Genomic DNA, 16,127 nt, shown 5'->3' with positions numbered 1-16,127 from the left:
AAATGTAAACATCTTTTCCGGGATATAACAGCGTAAATCAAAGGCGGGGAGTGAACGCTGCGCGATCTGTCGCATTGTTATGATCGTGAGCATCGTTAACCAGAAGTACCTCCGTTTACTGATGTCCTGACACGGACCATTTTGTCTGAACAGACAGTTTCATCTCTCTTAATTAACGGGACAATAATCACTCTGTTAACCGCCAGTGTTTCCCGGTGATTTCATTTTTCTGTCATTTTTATTCTCTAGGCTCGTGTCTTTCCTTAACGGATATAAAAATATGAAAATAAAAGCGATTTCTCTGGTTATCGGTTGCGCACTCTCTTTATCAACATTAGCGGCACAGCCAAAGGTCGAACGCTACATCGTCAGTTTCCCCGAAGGAACGCGCGTGAGCTACAACGGTACGTTCGCCAGCGCATTTCCTCAGGGTTTGCCGGTGGGTATCGGTTCCGGTTTGCTGTTTACCGGTAAGCAGGGGGATGCGCTGACCTTTGTTACCGTCACCGATCGCGGACCCAATGCCGACTCGCCTGATGTGGGAAAGAAAGAGGCAAAAATTTTCGTCACGCCGGACTTCGCCCCGCTGCTGATGAATATTCGGGTGCAGAACGGCAAAGCTGAGGCCACAGATGCCCGACCGCTGCATGACGATAAGGGCAACGTTAACGGATTGCCGTTACAGGATGGCGTCATCGGATCAACCAATGAGGTCGCGCTAAGCGATACGCTGAAAGCGCTGCAGGGGGATAACCGTGGTCTGGATACGGAAGGCATCACGCCGGATGGCAAGGGCGGATACTGGCTGTGCGATGAGTATGGCCCGTTCCTGATTAACGTTGATGAGCGCGGTAAAATCCTGGCGATTCACGGGCCGCAGGCCGCCGAAGGGGAGAAGTCCATTGCGGGCGGTCTGCCGAACATACTCAAATGGCGTCAGCCAAATCGTGGCTTTGAGGGGATCACCCGCATGCCCGATGGGCGTATCATCGCCGCGGTGCAGAGCACGCTGGATATCGACGGTAAAAGTAAAAAGAAGGCGCGCTTTACCCGCCTGCTGAGTTTCGATCCTGTGACCGGGAAAACCGCAATGTATGGATATCCGATCGACAGTGAGGCTTACAGTAAAAACAGTGACGCAAAAATTGGCGATATCGTGGCGATCGACAATCAGCATATCCTGCTAATCGAACAGGGCACCGATAAAAACGATGCGATGCGCAACCTTGTTTATAAGGTGGATCTCAGCCCCGCTACCGAGCTTTCAGCATATGATAAGCCAGGTGAATTTCCCGAGTCTGACGACGAGAAAACGCTGCTGAAACGCGGCATAAAGTTCGCCGCTAAAAAGCTGGTGGTTGATTTACGTCAGCTGGGCTGGCAGCAGGAGAAAGCCGAAGGGCTGGCGCTGATCGACAATAAAACGCTCGCGGTCACTAATGACAATGACTTTGGCGTGAAAGCGGTGATGCAGAATCCGGTTGAAGGTAAGAAGCGTAAGGATTATCGGGTGACGGAGCAGGGGGCGCTTACGGTGGATGACAAGCCGGTTGCCACGACCATCGGGCTGAAGCTGCTGAAGAAACCGGAGTCAGACAGTGAATTGTGGATTATCACACTGGCGGAATCGCTGAAATAAATGCTTTCCTGATCCGAAGCTTCACCCCTTCAGCGCAGGTGATGATGCGACACGGCGTAATACATTTGCTCTTGCCGGTCGCGCATTGAGCCAAAGGCGAGAATCCTGAGTGGAAAAGTACAGGCGCTACCGGGCGCCGCTTCGCATTGGTGCGCATGTAGCAAGCTGGATGTTAGCTGAAGTGAGTTGCTGACAGCGGCTATGCCGGCAGAGGTCCGAAGGCGCGATATGAATCCACCAGTGAATCGAAAAGCGAGATATCGGAGCGACTTCTGGCAATAAGCTGGGCACCGGCAATGGCTGTGAAAATTGCACGTGCTCTGGATTCACTCTCCTCTGATTCGCACACCTTTGCCGCCACCAGAAGCCTGTTCAGCCATGCAATGTTGACATCAGCGAACTTCTGAATCTCTTCGCTCATCTCAGGGGGTAAGGTATCTTTTTCCGCACCCATAAAACTGCCCAGGCAGAGACGATTGTCGGCCTCCAGCGATCTTCGGAATATTTCAGGAAAGCGATGCAGGGCATCAATCGGATAGGGACTTTCTGATTCGATTGTTTCCAGCGCGAGCGCACCGTCCTCCCAGTATCGTCTGGCAACCGCAGTGCCCAGAGCGGCCTTACCTGGAAAATGGTAATAAATACTCGCCGCTTTAATACCCACTTCCTGGGCGAGGTCGCGGAAATTCAGACCATTGTAACCCTGGGACTGGGCAATTTTTTTGGCCGCCAACAAAATGGCTTCCCTGGCGTTGACGCTCATCTTGATGCCTTTGGTATTGGGATAATCTCTTAAACTGGGAACGCTAATTTACAGCAAACGCTTACCGGGTGACAGGCAGATTGTCAGTAAGCGCAGTGAGTTCAATGCGTCCAGGATGCTCAGGCAGATGTCGCTCCATCAGGATTCAGCAAGCGACATCGACAGCCGACGCTTTCCGGAAAACCATGCTCACCGGGAAAGTCAGCAGATAACGATCCCGGTGTACCAGCATTTCCAGTAAGAGCGGATTACCGGGCTGGCGAATCCAGCTCAGGAATGCCGCTATTGCCATCGGCGTAGGCTGCCTGGAAAGCGGGACGTTTAGTCCAGCGCTGCCAGTACGCATCTAAGAACTCAAAACGCTCGTCCAGTGGGGTGGCATTGACCGGGAATTTCGAGAAAGCGATCGCGGTTGCCAGCGTAATGTCTGAGAAGGTAGGAGCATTGCCGCCGAGCAGCCATTCGCGACCGTCTGACAGATGACTATTGACCAGAGCGGCATGAGACAACGCTTCCTTACGACAGTGTTCGCCCCAGGCCTCATTTTTGGTCAGTTCCAACTTGAAGCCGAGCCCGGTGTGCAACACGTGGAATGCGGTAACGATGCGGTACAGGATATGCACCCACACCCGGTTATCCCACATATTATCCAGACCCTGTTCCAGCGCGGTCTCCCCCATAATCCTGCGCCCCGGATATTCCTGATCAAGATAACGAACGATAGCAGCCGTTTCGGAAATATAACTACCGTCAGCCAGTTGAAGGGTAGGCGTCTCGCCCCACGGGTTCATATTCAAATGACGCCAGCCACGCTGTTCTCCTCCAGGAGACATGTCATAGATGGTCTCGGCAAACTGATCAGCGATGCCCTTTTCATGCATGAACAGACGCAGGCGCTGTGGGTTCGGAAAGGCCGAAGGCGAGGTGAAAAGCTGAAGTTTAGCGGTCATGGTCGATCCTGTGGGTTGGTGGCTGAGTTGCCTAACAATCGTTAGGTAGATAAACCTTAGCTGCAAGATCGACCCACGTCAATGCCTACCTAACATTTGTTAGGTAAATATTCTGGCAGTACATCTGGTCGGTGTGACATCTCAACGCAGGCTGAGCTGAAGGTGGGAAGAGGATGACGCAGGAGGGTTGAACGAATGCAGATGACGTGCGTGGAGCGATGCAAACAGGTATTCAGGTGCAGTGCTATTCCGCGAAGGTCATGGGGTGAGGTGGTCGCAGTCAGGTGTACCCATGTAGCCGACGGGTATCGGCATCTTAACGGGTTACGAAAACAGGCGGGCGCTACGAGCGGACGCTTAATAACACATCTGTTTTCAGTAAGAACGCCGGATTACCCTGATATTTATTGTCAGTGCTATCCGGGTTTCTTTCATTCGGTTTACATTCCCAGACTGGCCAGCAGGTCGTCTACATCATCCTGACTGGCAGGGGTTTCTGATGGGGAGGCGGGTTTAGACGGCGCACTGGCCGTGCCATGTGAGCCGGTGTTATCACGGATAACCTGTATCAGCTGCTGCTCAGCCTGATTCAGCACGGCCATCATCGCCTGAACTATCTGTCCGGTGAGATCCTGGAAGCCCTGTGACATCATAATTGCGTGCAACTGCTGTTGTGTCAGACCCGTGATACGAGGAACCTCATCCAGCAAGGCCGCGGTATCCACAGCTAGTGCCTGAGCCTGTTCTTTGTCCGACGGATTCCCGGAAGCGGCATCCCAGCGTTGTGTGAGCTCCTCCGCTTTTTCGCCCAGTTCAGTTTGCAGAGGCTGTGTGATCTCTACGCTGTTGATGACGCCCTCTGCGGCTTCACGGGTCATTGTGACCACATAACCCAGCCTTTCACGGGCGTTCGGGATACTTCCCGCCACATCGGCAATGGTTTTATCAAGGCCCAGCTGTTGCAGACTGTCGCGAAGCTGCCGCAGGATGTAGCCAGCACGTGCCGTAATCTCGGTAATTTCCTGCTGCTTACTATGGGTGTCGAATGGTGACATGGATGCTGTTTCCTGCGTACGAAGTTTCGATACCTGAGGTTATCGGCAGCGTCCGGCGGTTTATTAAATTTCCTGTGATTTTTCCCTCAGAACAGACGTATCAGAATGTTAAGAAGACGCCTCGGCGCGGATGTTGTCAGGTCTGGAAAGGGAAAATGTGGCTGAATATCTGTGTTCACACCGCGGGCTGATATGCCTGGAGCATGATGCCAGCGGTTACGTTTGTTTTGATCGGGAAGCGGACTTCAGTTGTGGTTCTACAGCAGAGAACGTTACCGTCAGCAAAGTCACTTATTGAACAACAGGGGGCATGCCAGCTGCCGCCATTAATAAGGTGCTTTTGATAGCCGGTGCTCTGATTTAAAGCGGAAAGTGGCGTGTCAGGTAAATATTCATTGCTGCTGTGAACGGTATAGTATCTGTTGAGACAAACGGCGAGAGGTTGTAATCAAATGCTGACGTATATCACGATGGGTACAAATGACCTTCAGCGATCCGAGGACTTTTATGACGCTATTTTTAACGTCCTCGGCTATTCGCGACAGCCAGCCTGGACAGAGGGCTGGGCAATGTGGGGAGATGACAATAATCCGGATAAGGGGTTCAGCTTTTGTATTTGCCCTCCCTTTGATGGACATACCGCGACGGCTGGAAACGGAACCATGTTCGCATTCAGTGCAGATAACGCGGAGCTTGTCAGACGCTTTCATGCAGCCGGCCTTCTTGCGGGTGGAGAGAATGAAGGCGCTCCAGGCACACGAACCTTATACGGCCCCGACTTTTATGTTGCCTATCTGCGCGATCCTGACGGGCATAAGCTGGCATGCGTTTGTCGGGGTTATTCTCCTGAAGCGGATAACTACACAGTCGAAGAATAGTTACCCCATTTAATAAAATTTCACGATTTTCAGCGATGACAACTCAGCCGTGAACTCCAGCATTTACGGCGAAAAATCTCAATTAAGTTCACGGCTGGCGCAGTGCGATTCCGGCATAAAGCGGAGATACCAGCAGGGTGAAGTCTGCTGAAGGATAAAAGGGGACATGACATCCTGCAATGAACTCATTCCTTATCGTTCTGACTCAGCCTGGGCCAGACGTAAATGATGTGCTATAAAGTTTGCTTTGAGCGCGCTGTAGCGATGAGCATCGTTCCTGCTGAGTCGTGCTGCCGAGTGTTTCAGCTCAGCATACATCCCTGCGATGTGAGTGTTTTTTCGTAAGTAATCGCGGAAAACAAGATGTCTGGGTACCTGCATATCGCCACTAGCAAATGCATGCACCTGATGACTTCGCTGTTCGCCACCCTTAATGAAATATCTGCGCCCTGACATCCCATTCTCACCGCGGATAACATAACCGGCGTGGGCCATTGCACTATTGTATCTATCCAGTTCATGGATGTCGGAGACTTCCAGCAATATGTCGATAATGGGTTTTGCTGAGAGACCAGTCACGGATGTGCTGCCAATGTGATGGATATCTTTAGCCACACCACCGAGCAGTGTCTTTATCAGTAACCTTTCCGTTTCAAACATCTCAGGCCATTTATCATCGTATGGCACAACTATAACCGTCCGCATAAACACATCTCCTCAGCCCTGAGTATGCAGCTCACCCGTGAACCTCTGTGCCTGCCGCTGGCGTTCCCTGGTGAAAAAACAGCATCCACTGGCCTTCATCTGAACAAATCCAGTAAGAGGAACGTAATGAAGGATGGGTGCCATCAGCGCAAAACGTCCGATAGTGAAGCAGCGCGCTACCGCAGCCCATCTCCGTGAGCCGGAAATCGCTGCTGAGAATAAAGGGTTCATCCTTCTCACTCAGCAGCGCCGTAATGGTCTCTGATCGGTTGACCATTACACCTGATCGGGTGATTTCCCGGAACGCAGGATGAAGAATCAGCTCAAGCCACTCCCAATCGTTTCGCCTGTCACCATGAAGGCTGCACTCAAGTAATCTGAGCTTTTCCAGGAGCATTCTGCTTATCCTCAAATGATCATGGCGGACGTCTGAATGACTACAACAGTACGCCTGCATCTTAACTGCCGATGCAGGCAATTTCTGATGTACATAGTCTCTGCAAAGAGCGAACATCGGGTACGATTATAAGCATTGTGTGAGAATTAACTGGAAGCAGATCAATCTCACCAGGTTAAGTTAAGCAACATAGTAGTGGAAACCTAAACAGGATGTCATTTCATTGAATGTATGAGTCGTTTTCCGAATCTCGTCTCATAAGATATTCGTCATGAAAATACCCTTAGCGTAAAGCGCAGCAGTATCAGTGGCCCAGTTAGTGAAACCGTACGACAGATAGAGTGCATACGCGGCATGATTCGTTGTGACGACGGAAAGCTTTATAGTTCTTACTGAGCTTGCAGCTTTCTGCGCAGCCTCCATTAGCCCTGATGATAGTCCCGAGCCCCTCATCCCGGCACGGACATACATTCCCCAGATAGTAGCGACATGACTCAGCTTTGATGAGGTACTCAAGCTCAAACCAATCAGGCCCTGTATGGTGTTGTGAAGGTCAAATCCACCGAAAACATAATTGGTTCGCAATTTTTTCAGCAAAGAATGGTGCTGGCTTCTGGCTCCAGTCTTCGTAGGACGCGCCAAAAGCGTCCGGATGAAGGAGCAATGCTTCCAGCCTTAATCTTCTGGATCGCTCTCATTAATTCGACGCACCGTAAATGCTTTCACTTAAGGCTCTCTCCGGTCTTAAATTTTCACTTCCACTAGATAGCTCAATTTAACAAGAGTTTTGCACCATGTTTTTATAAATACCACGTCATTAATGTCCGCTAAGAGCGAGAAGCGGACTTTAGTAGCCGCGAATTAAGGGCTTTGTGAGGATGCCCGATGTACCTTTTTATGTGCCCGCCTGAGAGCATCTGTTCAGACCCGCATCAGTACACTATTTTAATGCAGCTGCTCGCGGGCTTAAAGGATTTCGCGGGTACATCAGCTGAGTGGCTCATACAGAAAATAATCGAAATCAGCGTGTACGTTTTCGCCGGTAAAATCCTGACAGCAGAGCCCCACAAAGGTGCCGGTAAAACGTTCATGTCCTCTCTCTTTGTAGTATTCATCTGATAACTTGCTGTACTCGACATAATCTCCGACGCTATGCCAGTTCTGTTCATCGAGAGAATAATAAAAAAAGGCGGCGTCAAGCCTGACATCAACCCTAAGATAAACAGGCTGGTCACTTTCAATGTCGATGCCCGGACCGGCAGGGTGTGAAAAAGTGTTGAGATCGTTAATCAGCAGATTAACCGTCCGCTTACCCGCCCATCAGGCGCTGGATACGGACGAGACTGTAACGCTGCTTGACGTGAGCCAGACGCTCCCGGTGTGGGGTGTGGTTGCCTATGCCCGCACCGATGTAGCCGGAGTTGGATTTAACGGACCTGCAGGAGGTTAGTAATGTTTGCGCTGGCCGATGCCAACAACTTTTACGCCTCATGTGAAACCATATTCAGGCCCGACCTTCGCGGCAAACCGATTGTGGTTGTGTCGAACAATGACGGCTGCGTTATCGCGCGATCGGCAGAAGCAAAGCGTTTAGGCGTCAAAATGGCTGCTCCGCTGTTCCAGAACGAGCTTTATTTCCGGCAGAATGGTGTGCATGTGTTCAGCTCCAATTATGAACTGTACGGCGACATGTCAGCGCGCATGATGGCCATACTGGGTGAGATGGCCGCGGGACAGGAAGTCTATTCCATCGATGAGTCGTTCCTGGACGTTACCGGGATTGATAACCTCATCCCGTTTGAGGCATTCGGGCAGCAGATGCGCGAGCGCATCCGGCGTGAAACCGGGCTGATTATTGGCGTAGGGTTCGGACCAACGAAGACACTGGCCAAACTGGCCAACCATGCGGCAAAGAAGTGGACGCAGACCGGGGGCGTCGTGGATTTGTCCAGCAGAATCCGGCAGCGAAAACTACTGCACCTGACCGACGTCGGTGATATCTGGGGGATTGGCCCGCGCATTACCAAACGCATGCACCAGCTGGGGATCACAACGGCTCTGCAGCTGGCTGACAGCAACATCAGCATGATACGGAAAAACTTTGACGTTATTGTTGAGCGCACTACTCGCGAACTTAATGGTGAGTCCTGCATTGCACTGGAAGATGCCCCGCCACCAAAGCAGCACATTTTAAACTCGCGATCTTTTGGCGAAAGAGTCATAAAACTGGAAGACATGCAGCAGGCAATCGTGCTGTATGCCACACGTGCGGCGGAAAAACTCAGGGAGCAGAATTCGCGCTGCCGACATATCAGTGTTTCCATCGCCACCGCTCGTCACGGTGATGAACCGCAATATTCGAATACCGCCTCTCGCATCTGTGATTATCCGACGAACGATACCCGCGACATCATTGAGTCAGCACTAAGCGGCCTCAGCACCATCTGGCAGGAGGGTTACCGGTATGCGAAAGCTGGCGTCATGCTGGGAGATTTTTATCAGTCAGGTGTTGCGCAGTTTGACATGTTCAGTGAGCAGCAGCCGCGAGCGAACGCAGACGCGCTAATGGCAGCACTGGACGGTATTAATCGATCCGGGAAAGGAAAAGTCTTTTTCGCGAGTCAGGGTGATCGCGACAGTTCATGGCAGATGAAACGTGAAATGCTGTCACCTCGCTACACAACGAGATTAAAAGATATCCCAAAAATAAAGTAACTCAGCTTTCGCAGTTTTAGCTTCGTGCACTCGACCGTGCTGCTTGTCTATAATTGACGTCGCAATTAATTCACTAAAAGGAAGATGTGATGAAAACAGGACTGATTTCACTGGGGTTACTGGCTACCCTGCTTACTGGTTGCGATGCTGGCGCGCAGAGCCTTGAGTGGTATAAGGCGCACGATAAGGAGCGCAATGCAAAAGTTGAAGAGTGCAAAAAAGCGTCCGACCCACGCGGCACCGAGGACTGTCGTAACGCCATTGATGCCACTGTACTCGGCGGTTCCTTTACAAAGAGCCCCGCTAAAAGTTGGTAAATCCGACAAGCCGCCGCAAGGCGGTTTTTTATGCCCTTCCCCTGACGATCCCGCGCTCCATTGACATTGCGTTACCAAAAGGCAACATTTAAATTAAGTATTAATTGGACCTACTATATTCGTACATACAGAATGGAGTTCTCATGTCATATAGCTGCTACTTTCTTCTCAATCGGCGCGAAATGGCCCACCTCAATTGCCCGGGCATTGGTACATTTCCTGCTTTCTCTGGTCAAAAAGAAGGCCGAAATAATCCTGAAAAAACAAACGTCCCCGACATAGGGCCGATTGTTCGTGGCCGCTATTTTATCGTTGAGCGACCTACAGGTGGACGACTGGGGCCGTTCAAAGAACGTTTGTTGAAAGAAGTCTACGGAACGGATCGCTCAACGTGGTTTGGGCTCTATCGTGACGATGGGAAAATTGATGACTACACGTTTGTTCAGGGAGTAAAGCGTGGTAATTTCCGCCTGCACCCGATTGGGCCATTAGGACTGAGTGAAGGCTGCATCACTCTTCAACATCCAATTCAGTTCAATTACATGCGAGACATGTTCCTTAAATCCGGCCCGACGTTGAACATTCCTGGTAGCCAGCTCAAAGCCTATGGAACGATAAAGGTATACTAACGATGCGCATTATTTTACTGGGTTTACTGTTTGTTCTTTGTACGATAGCAATCTCAAAGGCTATAGCTGTCATAGTGCCGGTTACATTTTTCTATGCCATCGCAGGTATTTTCAATATCAGTGGCGATGAAGCAACCATCGACTTTGTACTCACAGCCAATATCATTCTTTCTGTCATTATGTCTTTTGTACTGGTGTGGGCGCTGAAAGGTTTGTTCAAAAAACGTTGAGCATGGCTGTATGAGTATCATTGATCAGGAAAGTGACTCTTCTAAAAATCAGATTCTCTTCCTGTACCATCTCCCTACTCGCGGGGTCACTTTTTGAAGACGTCTCAAACGTTTCCAGCCACCAATAAAAAGAACTAAACCGGTTATGAAAATAGCTGCTGCAATGAATGGGCGTCTCAGCCCCAGTTCACTGATGGCCGGAGTACAAAACAATATGATTATGCCCGTCAGCAACGGCAATGCCGGCCTGCATCCCGTTCTCGCTGGCTCCAGTCTGTACTCAGCGTGGCAGCCCGTGCAGACGGTATAATTATCAGGTACGTGTGTACCACAAAATCCACATTTCATTTCCAGACCTGCTCCTTGTGAAAGTCCGGGCAAGGATACATCAATAAAGTATGGTACTGAGAATCTCTTTAAGTAACTTCAGGCGCTATCTTCCAAAATAAACACATCATGCCTTTGGTCATCTAAGGGGCCGCTTTGTGCCAAAAGCGGACATTGCTAATCCCCTGACACACGCCAAACAGTTTGCAGTGCAGCTTATTTCTGTTCCTCATGTAAAAAGAGCATTAACTGAAAGATGACAATTAACTTCCTCATGTATATCTACATCCACACATAGTCATCAGGAAAAGGGATGAATGAAGATGCTGAGAGGTAAAAGGGCTGTTATTACCGGTGGTGGCGGGGGATTTGGCCAGGCGTTGTGCGTGTGGCTGGCACGAGAGGGCGTCGAGGTAGATTTTTGTGCACGGCGGGCTGAAGATATTCAAAAAACCTGCAGCATCATAACTGCTGAAAGCGGCATTGCAAAAGGGTATATCTGTGATTTAACCCGGCCTGAATCCCTTTCTCAGTTTTCTTCACAGCTGTTAATTTCAGACAAGCCTATAGACATTTTAATCCTGAATGCTGCTCAGTGGTTGTCAGGGAGATTAGACGATCAGCCCGACACAGAAATTATCAATACCGTTAGTTCAGGTCTGACAGGTTCGATTCTACTGACTCAGGCTCTGCTGCCCGGGTTAAGACGTTCAGACAATGCTGATATCGTCTCAATTATATCTTCATGTGGGATCCCGAATTTTACGGATTCAATTGCGCATCCTGCTTTTTTCGCCAGCAAACATGGGCTTAGCGGGTTTATCACCAAACTGTCACAGCAGTTGTCCGAAGAAAACATACGTGTGACCGGGTTGTATCCACCCGATTTCGAACTTACAGGATTAGATACGCTTGTCGACAGTGAATTCAGAATGGGGGAACGTCTGATGAATGGGCGCTCAGTCTGGGAAACAATTCGTTTTGTGCTGACACAGCCACGAAGTTGTCATATAAGCAGTATCTACTTTCAAGGTCCAACTCGCGAAGACCTGGGATAAGAGTGGCTAAAAGCCAATAGAGTTAAACAAACATTCATACTTCCGCTCTTCACTCATAGCGGACCTTGGCCTGCCGTCAGTCCGCTTTGTGCCAGAACCGGACTTTGAGAAATTTCAGCTTCTCTGACTAAAGTGGAGTACTAATTTTTATTTAAAACTACTCATTACGGGAGTTAGAAAGATGGAAACTGATTGGCATAGCTCCTCACTAACACGTTCTACAATCGTTGATAAAAATTACAAAAACACACAAAACGTTCGCCGCTTTATGATCAAAGAGTGTGGAGAGAATTTCCGATTCAATCGTGAATTTATGATCTGGATAAGTAATGCTACCCCTAAGAATTTGGGTGATGTCGTGGATAAGTGGAAACGGCGGTATAAACGTTAAAATACGGATGTCAGCCTCTCACTTATAGCGAACCTTGTGCGTTCTGGCACTGGTTAGCACCCCGAATTTTATCTCGGCGAGAAAGCAGTTTCGTAAGATAGCTTAGTTTCTGTGCTAACCAGATCAGTTAAAAACAGGATTTTATGAAAAAAATAATTCTTGTCCCGTCTAATCTTGGTCTCAACCCGCTTTATGAAGGGCACATACCGGGCACATTCCGCGCGCCAGCAGTTCTCATGCACCACGGACTCGATAAAATGTTTTCCTCTTGTAACTTTGTTACTGTTCCCTGCCCTGAATACAGTCCTAAATGTGAGCCAGGTACTGATATCCTGAACGGCCACAAGCTCAGACAACTTAATCTACAATTGGCTGATGAAGTAGAGGCGGCGCATCATCGCAACTTAAAGCCCGTTGTTATCGGAGGCGACTGCGCCATACTGCCCGGAGCCTTGCTTGGCAGCAGGCGTCAGTTAGGGCAACTTGCCCTTGTGCATATTGACGGCCACAGCGATTTCCGTCATCCCGGAAACTGGAAGCGAGAACCAGGAGCACGACCAGGCGCTGCGGCCGGAATGGATTTGGCACTCGTTACCGGTCGGGGAGAGCCATTACTGACTGCATGGCCCGGTATCGAAGGATCACTGATTCAGGATGACGCAGTGATTCAACTGGGAGAGCGTGAGTCGCTCCTTGAAGATTATGAATGGCCTGACATTGATGGCACTGATATCCGGCGTATAACTATTTTTGACGCGCTTAAGTTGTCTGATCATCATCTCATCAATGTGATATTCGAGCGGCTCAATCTTTTTCCTGAAATGCCCTACTGGATTCATCTTGATATGGATGTCCTGGACAGTTCTGAAATGTCTGCAGTTGATTGTCCCGGCATTCCCGGTTTGTCTTCTGAAACACTTGTAAATGTCTGTCGCGAACTTTTCAAAAATATGCGCTGCTGTGGCATTACAGTGACCATTTATGATCCTGATTTAGATCATGAAGGGACAGCAGCAAAGCTCATTTTGGACATGCTCAGAAGCATAACTAACGATATCTGACCCACTTACAATCAATGCGGTTACTACGTCCGCTTCTCGCTCATAGCGGACCTTAGCCTGCCGTCAGTTCGCTGTGTGCCATGAACAGACCCTCCGTTATCGCCCGCCCCGTGTGTGGTGTAAGGCGGCACAAAGCCCGTGAACCTCAATTGCGGCCTGAATTTTATTGCTATTCATTGGCAAAATTTGACAGTGCATGAGAAAGTGAACCCGGTTGTTCCCATGACATGCAATGCCCACAATCATCAAGGATTACCGTTGAAACCCCTGACTTGTCTAAGTAATCGACATCGTCGTCTGGTAACGACCATGCACCGAAGATAAGTTGTTTGCGCACTGGTAATTTAATAAATCGCTCAAGCCAGTCACCGCCTGCTATCAGACTGGCAGCACCTCGCCAAACCGCCCAAGGTGCATTAACTGCGAGGCTTCCCGCCCAGGGGCCTGATTCGTTTTCAATCATGTGTTGCCAGTGTCTGTTTATGAACTCCTCTTCACTGTGGCTGCATATCTGCCGACTGAAAAAACCACCCCCGGGTCTGAAATTAGGTTCAGATACCACAAGTCCCTCCATGCGGTCTGTGATTAAGTCTGCCGCTTCAATACTGATACTTCCCCCCATACTGTGTCCGTAAATAAAACATTTATTCAGCCCTAAATGCCGTACTAACTCCGCCACCACACTAGCCTGGTCAGTGATTGAATAGCTGTAATCACGGGGCTTTCCACTGTAGCCACAACCAGGCAAATCTATAAGAATCGCACGTCTTTTATTAAAAAGAGGGTCGGTGACGATACGCGGATACTCGTACGAAGAAGCGCATCCTAGTCCGTGCACAAATATCAGGGGTGTTCCGCTGCCAGGTAGATCCTGCCAGCGGACGAGACAGTTTGCAGTGGAGGAAAAGAAAGATTCCATAGAGTTATCAATACTGACTGAGTATAAAAACATCAGTATCTTTGCATTGAAGCCCGCAGACAAGGCTCAGATGCATAGGTTTCAATTATTCAATATCTATTGATGGCCGTGCTTTGACCTGCTCCCTGTTAACGAATACACGGCTATGGAAGTAAAATCTCTAAGTGTAATAACAACTACAGATGTCCGCTTTTCGCTCTTAGCGGACTTTTTGCACTTCAGCCGCCCGGCGGGCGGCTCTCAGTTTTAACTCATTTCTCAGAATAAAATTGCCAGTCCGCGGCTGTCGCAAGCGTCACAAACGGGCCTGCCAGGGTGGCGTTGTGATGGTTGATGATTTCGTTAGCTGCCAAATAGCCGTTATCCATTGTGGTGTGCGCATCTGAAATCAGTACGGTCCTGAACCCCAGCTCAGGCGCTGCACGACAGGTAGTGTCCACACAGAATTCTGTTTTCATCCCGGCGATAACAAGTTGTTTTATTCCGCGCTTGCCAAGCTGCAGCTGAAGGCACGTATCCCGGAAACAATTGGGATATTTTTTGATGAAAACGATATCGAACTCGGCATTTACCCTCATTTCGGGTATCAGTTGTGTTAAGGGACTTTGCTCAGAGAAGGGGGAATCGTCAGGTCCGGTGTGGCGGGCAAAAAATACCGGCACCTGCGCCTTCCTGGCTTTTTGTATAAGCAGGCAAATGTTTGACAAAACTGAGTCTGCGGAATGGGGCAAAGAGGGACCTCGGAATAACCCCTGCTGCATATCGATAACTAAAAGTGCATTTTCAGATGAAATCATGATGTCTCTCAATTCAGTAAGTCATGAACGGAGAGATTTTCTTCCCCGTCCGGTTGGGCGGGGAGTCAGAATCTGTTTTGTCAGAAGTCAGTCACAGATGCGCACACGCCGCCGAAGGTTTCGGTGGTGGTAGCGGTTGTCACTGGCTTAGCTAACTTAATCATTTTCAGACGTGCTCTGTTGAGTTGATAATTAGTAAATACTAAACATCTTTGAACATGCTCTTCATCTTGTAACATCGGAAATCAGGGATTTCAACGGATATGTTTCCTGATTGATGACCTCCCCTGTTGGCATATCACGAACTCACAAAAGACAATACTGGCTTCCGCTATTCGCTCGAAGCAGACCTTCCGCTCAGTCAGATTGTCCACTTTGTGCCAGAAGCGGACGTCCAAGTCGCAATCCATGCATTCCCATGGTTGGTTACTTAATGAAACAGATGACGAATAGTGTTTTGTTTACGTAAGGTAAAAGCTGATTCCGCAGCTAAATAAAGGAAATAAGCATGGGAAGATTTCAGGGTAAACGTATACTGATCACGGGCGGCACCAGTGGCATCGGGCTGGCAGGGGCTCAGCGTATTGTTACAGAAGGTGGCAACGTAGCCATTACAGGGCTTAATGAAGAAAGGCTTGAACGTGCACGCAGCTTGCTTCCTGCGACATCACTTATTTTAAAAAGCGATGCCGCAAGCGAAGCTGACATAAACGTACTGGGTGAAGCTATCAGAGGCTGGGGGTCACTTGATGGATTATGGCTTAATGCCGGCTTTGCAGAGGTAGGCTCTCCGGAGTCTGTAACGGCAGATTCTTTCAATGATATGATGAATGCTAATGTGCGCGGTCCGATGCTACAGCTGGCCGCTCTCTCCAAATCACTTAATTCAGGCGCGTCCGTTCTGGTGACGTCATCCTCATCTGTATATGAAGGAGCGGCGATGACAAGCCTGTATGCAGCGACGAAAGGCGCCGTTATCGCTATGGTCAAAAGCTGGGCATCTGCGTTTGCTGAACGCGGTATCCGCGCCAACACTTTGGTACCAGGTCCGATTCAAACTAACTTCAGGCACTTTATGCCAGAAGAGTCTCGTCAGCAGTTTGAAGATTTTGTGGTAAGCCAGGTTCCTTTGGGTCGTGCAGGAACAGCAGAAGAGGCCGCTGCAGTTGCACTTTTCCTTCTGTCCGATGAAGCATCCTATGTTACCGGCAGCCAGTATGCTGTAGATGGCGGTCTGGCACATTACTGACCGCTTCCCAAAGTCACGAAATTAACTGAAATTAATCGAATATCGTC

Annotated in this window: 19 protein-coding genes and 1 pseudogene; 11 read left to right on the top strand and 9 right to left on the bottom strand. The window is 49.5% G+C overall.

Going from position 1 to position 16,127, the window contains the following annotated elements; genetic code table 11:
* Positions 1 to 280: 280 nt before the first annotated feature.
* Positions 281 to 1,639, top strand: coding sequence for an esterase-like activity of phytase family protein (locus AC6I8E_RS21540; RefSeq protein ID WP_312215974.1), 1,359 nt, complete (start codon positions 281 to 283; stop codon positions 1,637 to 1,639).
* A 199-nt stretch (positions 1,640 to 1,838) separates the two neighbouring features.
* Here AC6I8E_RS21540 and AC6I8E_RS21535 read toward each other — a convergent pair whose 3' ends face one another.
* The 3 genes from AC6I8E_RS21535 to AC6I8E_RS21525 form a co-directional block, all read right to left on the bottom strand.
* Positions 1,839 to 2,402 (bottom strand): TetR/AcrR family transcriptional regulator, encoded by a 564-nt coding sequence (locus AC6I8E_RS21535; RefSeq protein ID WP_312215972.1) that lies wholly within the window; start codon positions 2,400 to 2,402, stop codon positions 1,839 to 1,841.
* Between the two features lie 248 nt (positions 2,403 to 2,650).
* Positions 2,651 to 3,352 carry a glutathione S-transferase family protein gene (locus tag AC6I8E_RS21530; protein ID WP_312215970.1) on the bottom strand — a complete coding sequence of 234 codons (702 nt, stop codon included), beginning with the start codon at positions 3,350 to 3,352 and terminating at the stop codon, positions 2,651 to 2,653.
* Between the two features lie 440 nt (positions 3,353 to 3,792).
* Positions 3,793 to 4,407 carry a protein phosphatase CheZ gene (locus tag AC6I8E_RS21525; protein ID WP_312215968.1) on the bottom strand — a complete coding sequence of 205 codons (615 nt, stop codon included), beginning with the start codon at positions 4,405 to 4,407 and terminating at the stop codon, positions 3,793 to 3,795.
* Between the two features lie 452 nt (positions 4,408 to 4,859).
* Here AC6I8E_RS21525 and AC6I8E_RS21520 point away from each other — a divergent pair, with 452 nt between their 5' ends.
* Positions 4,860 to 5,285: a VOC family protein gene (locus AC6I8E_RS21520; RefSeq protein ID WP_095707993.1), complete on the top strand. Its 426-nt coding sequence runs from the start codon at positions 4,860 to 4,862 to the stop codon at positions 5,283 to 5,285.
* Positions 5,286 to 5,477: 192 nt separating this feature from the next.
* Here AC6I8E_RS21520 and AC6I8E_RS21515 read toward each other — a convergent pair whose 3' ends face one another.
* The 4 genes from AC6I8E_RS21515 to AC6I8E_RS21500 all read right to left on the bottom strand — a co-directional run bounded on the left by AC6I8E_RS21515 (position 5,478) and on the right by AC6I8E_RS21500 (position 7,677).
* Positions 5,478 to 5,990 (bottom strand): GrpB family protein, encoded by a 513-nt coding sequence (locus AC6I8E_RS21515; protein ID WP_147788973.1) that lies wholly within the window; start codon positions 5,988 to 5,990, stop codon positions 5,478 to 5,480.
* A gap of 31 nt (positions 5,991 to 6,021) precedes the next feature.
* Positions 6,022 to 6,267 (bottom strand): hypothetical protein, encoded by a 246-nt coding sequence (locus AC6I8E_RS21510; protein WP_312215965.1) that lies wholly within the window; start codon positions 6,265 to 6,267, stop codon positions 6,022 to 6,024.
* A 375-nt stretch (positions 6,268 to 6,642) separates the two neighbouring features.
* A complete protein-coding gene (locus AC6I8E_RS21505; protein WP_497824910.1) occupies positions 6,643 to 6,972 on the bottom strand; it encodes a GNAT family N-acetyltransferase in 330 nt (109 codons plus the stop codon).
* A gap of 402 nt (positions 6,973 to 7,374) precedes the next feature.
* A complete protein-coding gene (locus tag AC6I8E_RS21500) occupies positions 7,375 to 7,677 on the bottom strand; it encodes a beta-xylosidase family glycoside hydrolase (RefSeq protein WP_312216303.1) in 303 nt (100 codons plus the stop codon).
* A 22-nt stretch (positions 7,678 to 7,699) separates the two neighbouring features.
* Between AC6I8E_RS21500 and AC6I8E_RS21495 the strand changes: the two are divergent.
* From AC6I8E_RS21495 to AC6I8E_RS21460, 8 genes and pseudogenes are all read left to right on the top strand, one after another.
* Positions 7,700 to 7,837 (top strand): annotated as a pseudogene (locus AC6I8E_RS21495) (peptidase); the annotation flags it as partial.
* Between the two features lie 2 nt (positions 7,838 to 7,839).
* A complete protein-coding gene (umuC, locus tag AC6I8E_RS21490) occupies positions 7,840 to 9,102 on the top strand; it encodes a translesion error-prone DNA polymerase V subunit UmuC (RefSeq protein WP_312215962.1) in 1,263 nt (420 codons plus the stop codon).
* An 89-nt stretch (positions 9,103 to 9,191) separates the two neighbouring features.
* Positions 9,192 to 9,419: an EexN family lipoprotein gene (locus AC6I8E_RS21485; RefSeq protein WP_312215961.1), complete on the top strand. Its 228-nt coding sequence runs from the start codon at positions 9,192 to 9,194 to the stop codon at positions 9,417 to 9,419.
* A gap of 143 nt (positions 9,420 to 9,562) precedes the next feature.
* Positions 9,563 to 10,048, top strand: coding sequence for a DUF2778 domain-containing protein (locus AC6I8E_RS21480; protein ID WP_187496589.1), 486 nt, complete (start codon positions 9,563 to 9,565; stop codon positions 10,046 to 10,048).
* A gap of 2 nt (positions 10,049 to 10,050) precedes the next feature.
* Positions 10,051 to 10,278 (top strand): hypothetical protein, encoded by a 228-nt coding sequence (locus AC6I8E_RS21475; RefSeq protein WP_312215959.1) that lies wholly within the window; start codon positions 10,051 to 10,053, stop codon positions 10,276 to 10,278.
* A gap of 650 nt (positions 10,279 to 10,928) precedes the next feature.
* Complete coding sequence (locus AC6I8E_RS21470; RefSeq protein ID WP_110411984.1) at positions 10,929 to 11,663, top strand: SDR family oxidoreductase; 735 nt, start codon at positions 10,929 to 10,931, stop codon at positions 11,661 to 11,663.
* A 181-nt stretch (positions 11,664 to 11,844) separates the two neighbouring features.
* The gene (locus AC6I8E_RS21465; RefSeq protein ID WP_110332056.1) at positions 11,845 to 12,054 is read left to right on the top strand and encodes a DUF6434 domain-containing protein; all 210 of its coding nucleotides are present in this window, start codon (positions 11,845 to 11,847) and stop codon (positions 12,052 to 12,054) included.
* Between the two features lie 143 nt (positions 12,055 to 12,197).
* Entirely contained in the window at positions 12,198 to 13,115 is a 918-nt protein-coding gene (locus tag AC6I8E_RS21460) for an arginase family protein (RefSeq protein ID WP_312215955.1), read from the top strand.
* Positions 13,116 to 13,284: 169 nt separating this feature from the next.
* Here the strand turns inward: AC6I8E_RS21460 and AC6I8E_RS21455 are convergent, their stop codons facing one another.
* Both AC6I8E_RS21455 and AC6I8E_RS21450 read right to left on the bottom strand, forming a co-directional pair.
* On the bottom strand, positions 13,285 to 14,034 hold the full coding sequence (locus AC6I8E_RS21455; protein WP_497824817.1) for an alpha/beta fold hydrolase: 750 nt from the start codon (positions 14,032 to 14,034) through the stop codon (positions 13,285 to 13,287).
* A 251-nt stretch (positions 14,035 to 14,285) separates the two neighbouring features.
* The gene (locus AC6I8E_RS21450) at positions 14,286 to 14,831 is read right to left on the bottom strand and encodes a cysteine hydrolase family protein (protein ID WP_312215952.1); all 546 of its coding nucleotides are present in this window, start codon (positions 14,829 to 14,831) and stop codon (positions 14,286 to 14,288) included.
* 508 nt (positions 14,832 to 15,339) lie between these two features.
* Between AC6I8E_RS21450 and AC6I8E_RS21445 the strand changes: the two genes are divergently transcribed.
* Positions 15,340 to 16,080 carry an SDR family oxidoreductase gene (locus tag AC6I8E_RS21445; RefSeq protein WP_312215950.1) on the top strand — a complete coding sequence of 247 codons (741 nt, stop codon included), beginning with the start codon at positions 15,340 to 15,342 and terminating at the stop codon, positions 16,078 to 16,080.
* The last annotated feature ends 47 nt before the right edge of the window (positions 16,081 to 16,127 follow it).

Source organism: Pantoea sp. X-Soil-YNGN-785 (assembly GCF_059730585.1).
This window is presented reverse-complemented; position numbering and strand designations above follow the sequence as displayed.

Excerpts from the sequence above, each read along its gene's own strand:
- AC6I8E_RS21520 (WP_095707993.1), top strand. The coding sequence starts at position 4,860 with ATGCTGACGTATATCACGATGGGTACAAATGACCTTCAGCGATCCGAG.
- AC6I8E_RS21480 (WP_187496589.1), top strand. The coding sequence starts at position 9,563 with ATGTCATATAGCTGCTACTTTCTTCTCAATCGGCGCGAAATGGCCCAC.
- AC6I8E_RS21515 (WP_147788973.1), bottom strand. The coding sequence starts at position 5,990 with ATGCGGACGGTTATAGTTGTGCCATACGATGATAAATGGCCTGAGATG.
- AC6I8E_RS21470 (WP_110411984.1), top strand. The coding sequence starts at position 10,929 with ATGCTGAGAGGTAAAAGGGCTGTTATTACCGGTGGTGGCGGGGGATTT.
- AC6I8E_RS21475 (WP_312215959.1), top strand. The coding sequence starts at position 10,051 with ATGCGCATTATTTTACTGGGTTTACTGTTTGTTCTTTGTACGATAGCA.
- AC6I8E_RS21485 (WP_312215961.1), top strand. The coding sequence starts at position 9,192 with ATGAAAACAGGACTGATTTCACTGGGGTTACTGGCTACCCTGCTTACT.
- AC6I8E_RS21525 (WP_312215968.1), bottom strand. The coding sequence starts at position 4,407 with ATGTCACCATTCGACACCCATAGTAAGCAGCAGGAAATTACCGAGATT.
- AC6I8E_RS21465 (WP_110332056.1), top strand. The coding sequence starts at position 11,845 with ATGGAAACTGATTGGCATAGCTCCTCACTAACACGTTCTACAATCGTT.
- AC6I8E_RS21460 (WP_312215955.1), top strand. The coding sequence starts at position 12,198 with ATGAAAAAAATAATTCTTGTCCCGTCTAATCTTGGTCTCAACCCGCTT.
- AC6I8E_RS21530 (WP_312215970.1), bottom strand. The coding sequence starts at position 3,352 with ATGACCGCTAAACTTCAGCTTTTCACCTCGCCTTCGGCCTTTCCGAAC.
- AC6I8E_RS21450 (WP_312215952.1), bottom strand. The coding sequence starts at position 14,831 with ATGATTTCATCTGAAAATGCACTTTTAGTTATCGATATGCAGCAGGGG.
- AC6I8E_RS21510 (WP_312215965.1), bottom strand. The coding sequence starts at position 6,267 with ATGGTCAACCGATCAGAGACCATTACGGCGCTGCTGAGTGAGAAGGAT.
- AC6I8E_RS21535 (WP_312215972.1), bottom strand. The coding sequence starts at position 2,402 with ATGAGCGTCAACGCCAGGGAAGCCATTTTGTTGGCGGCCAAAAAAATT.
- AC6I8E_RS21445 (WP_312215950.1), top strand. The coding sequence starts at position 15,340 with ATGGGAAGATTTCAGGGTAAACGTATACTGATCACGGGCGGCACCAGT.
- AC6I8E_RS21455 (WP_497824817.1), bottom strand. The coding sequence starts at position 14,034 with ATGGAATCTTTCTTTTCCTCCACTGCAAACTGTCTCGTCCGCTGGCAG.
- AC6I8E_RS21540 (WP_312215974.1), top strand. The coding sequence starts at position 281 with ATGAAAATAAAAGCGATTTCTCTGGTTATCGGTTGCGCACTCTCTTTA.
- umuC (WP_312215962.1), top strand. The coding sequence starts at position 7,840 with ATGTTTGCGCTGGCCGATGCCAACAACTTTTACGCCTCATGTGAAACC.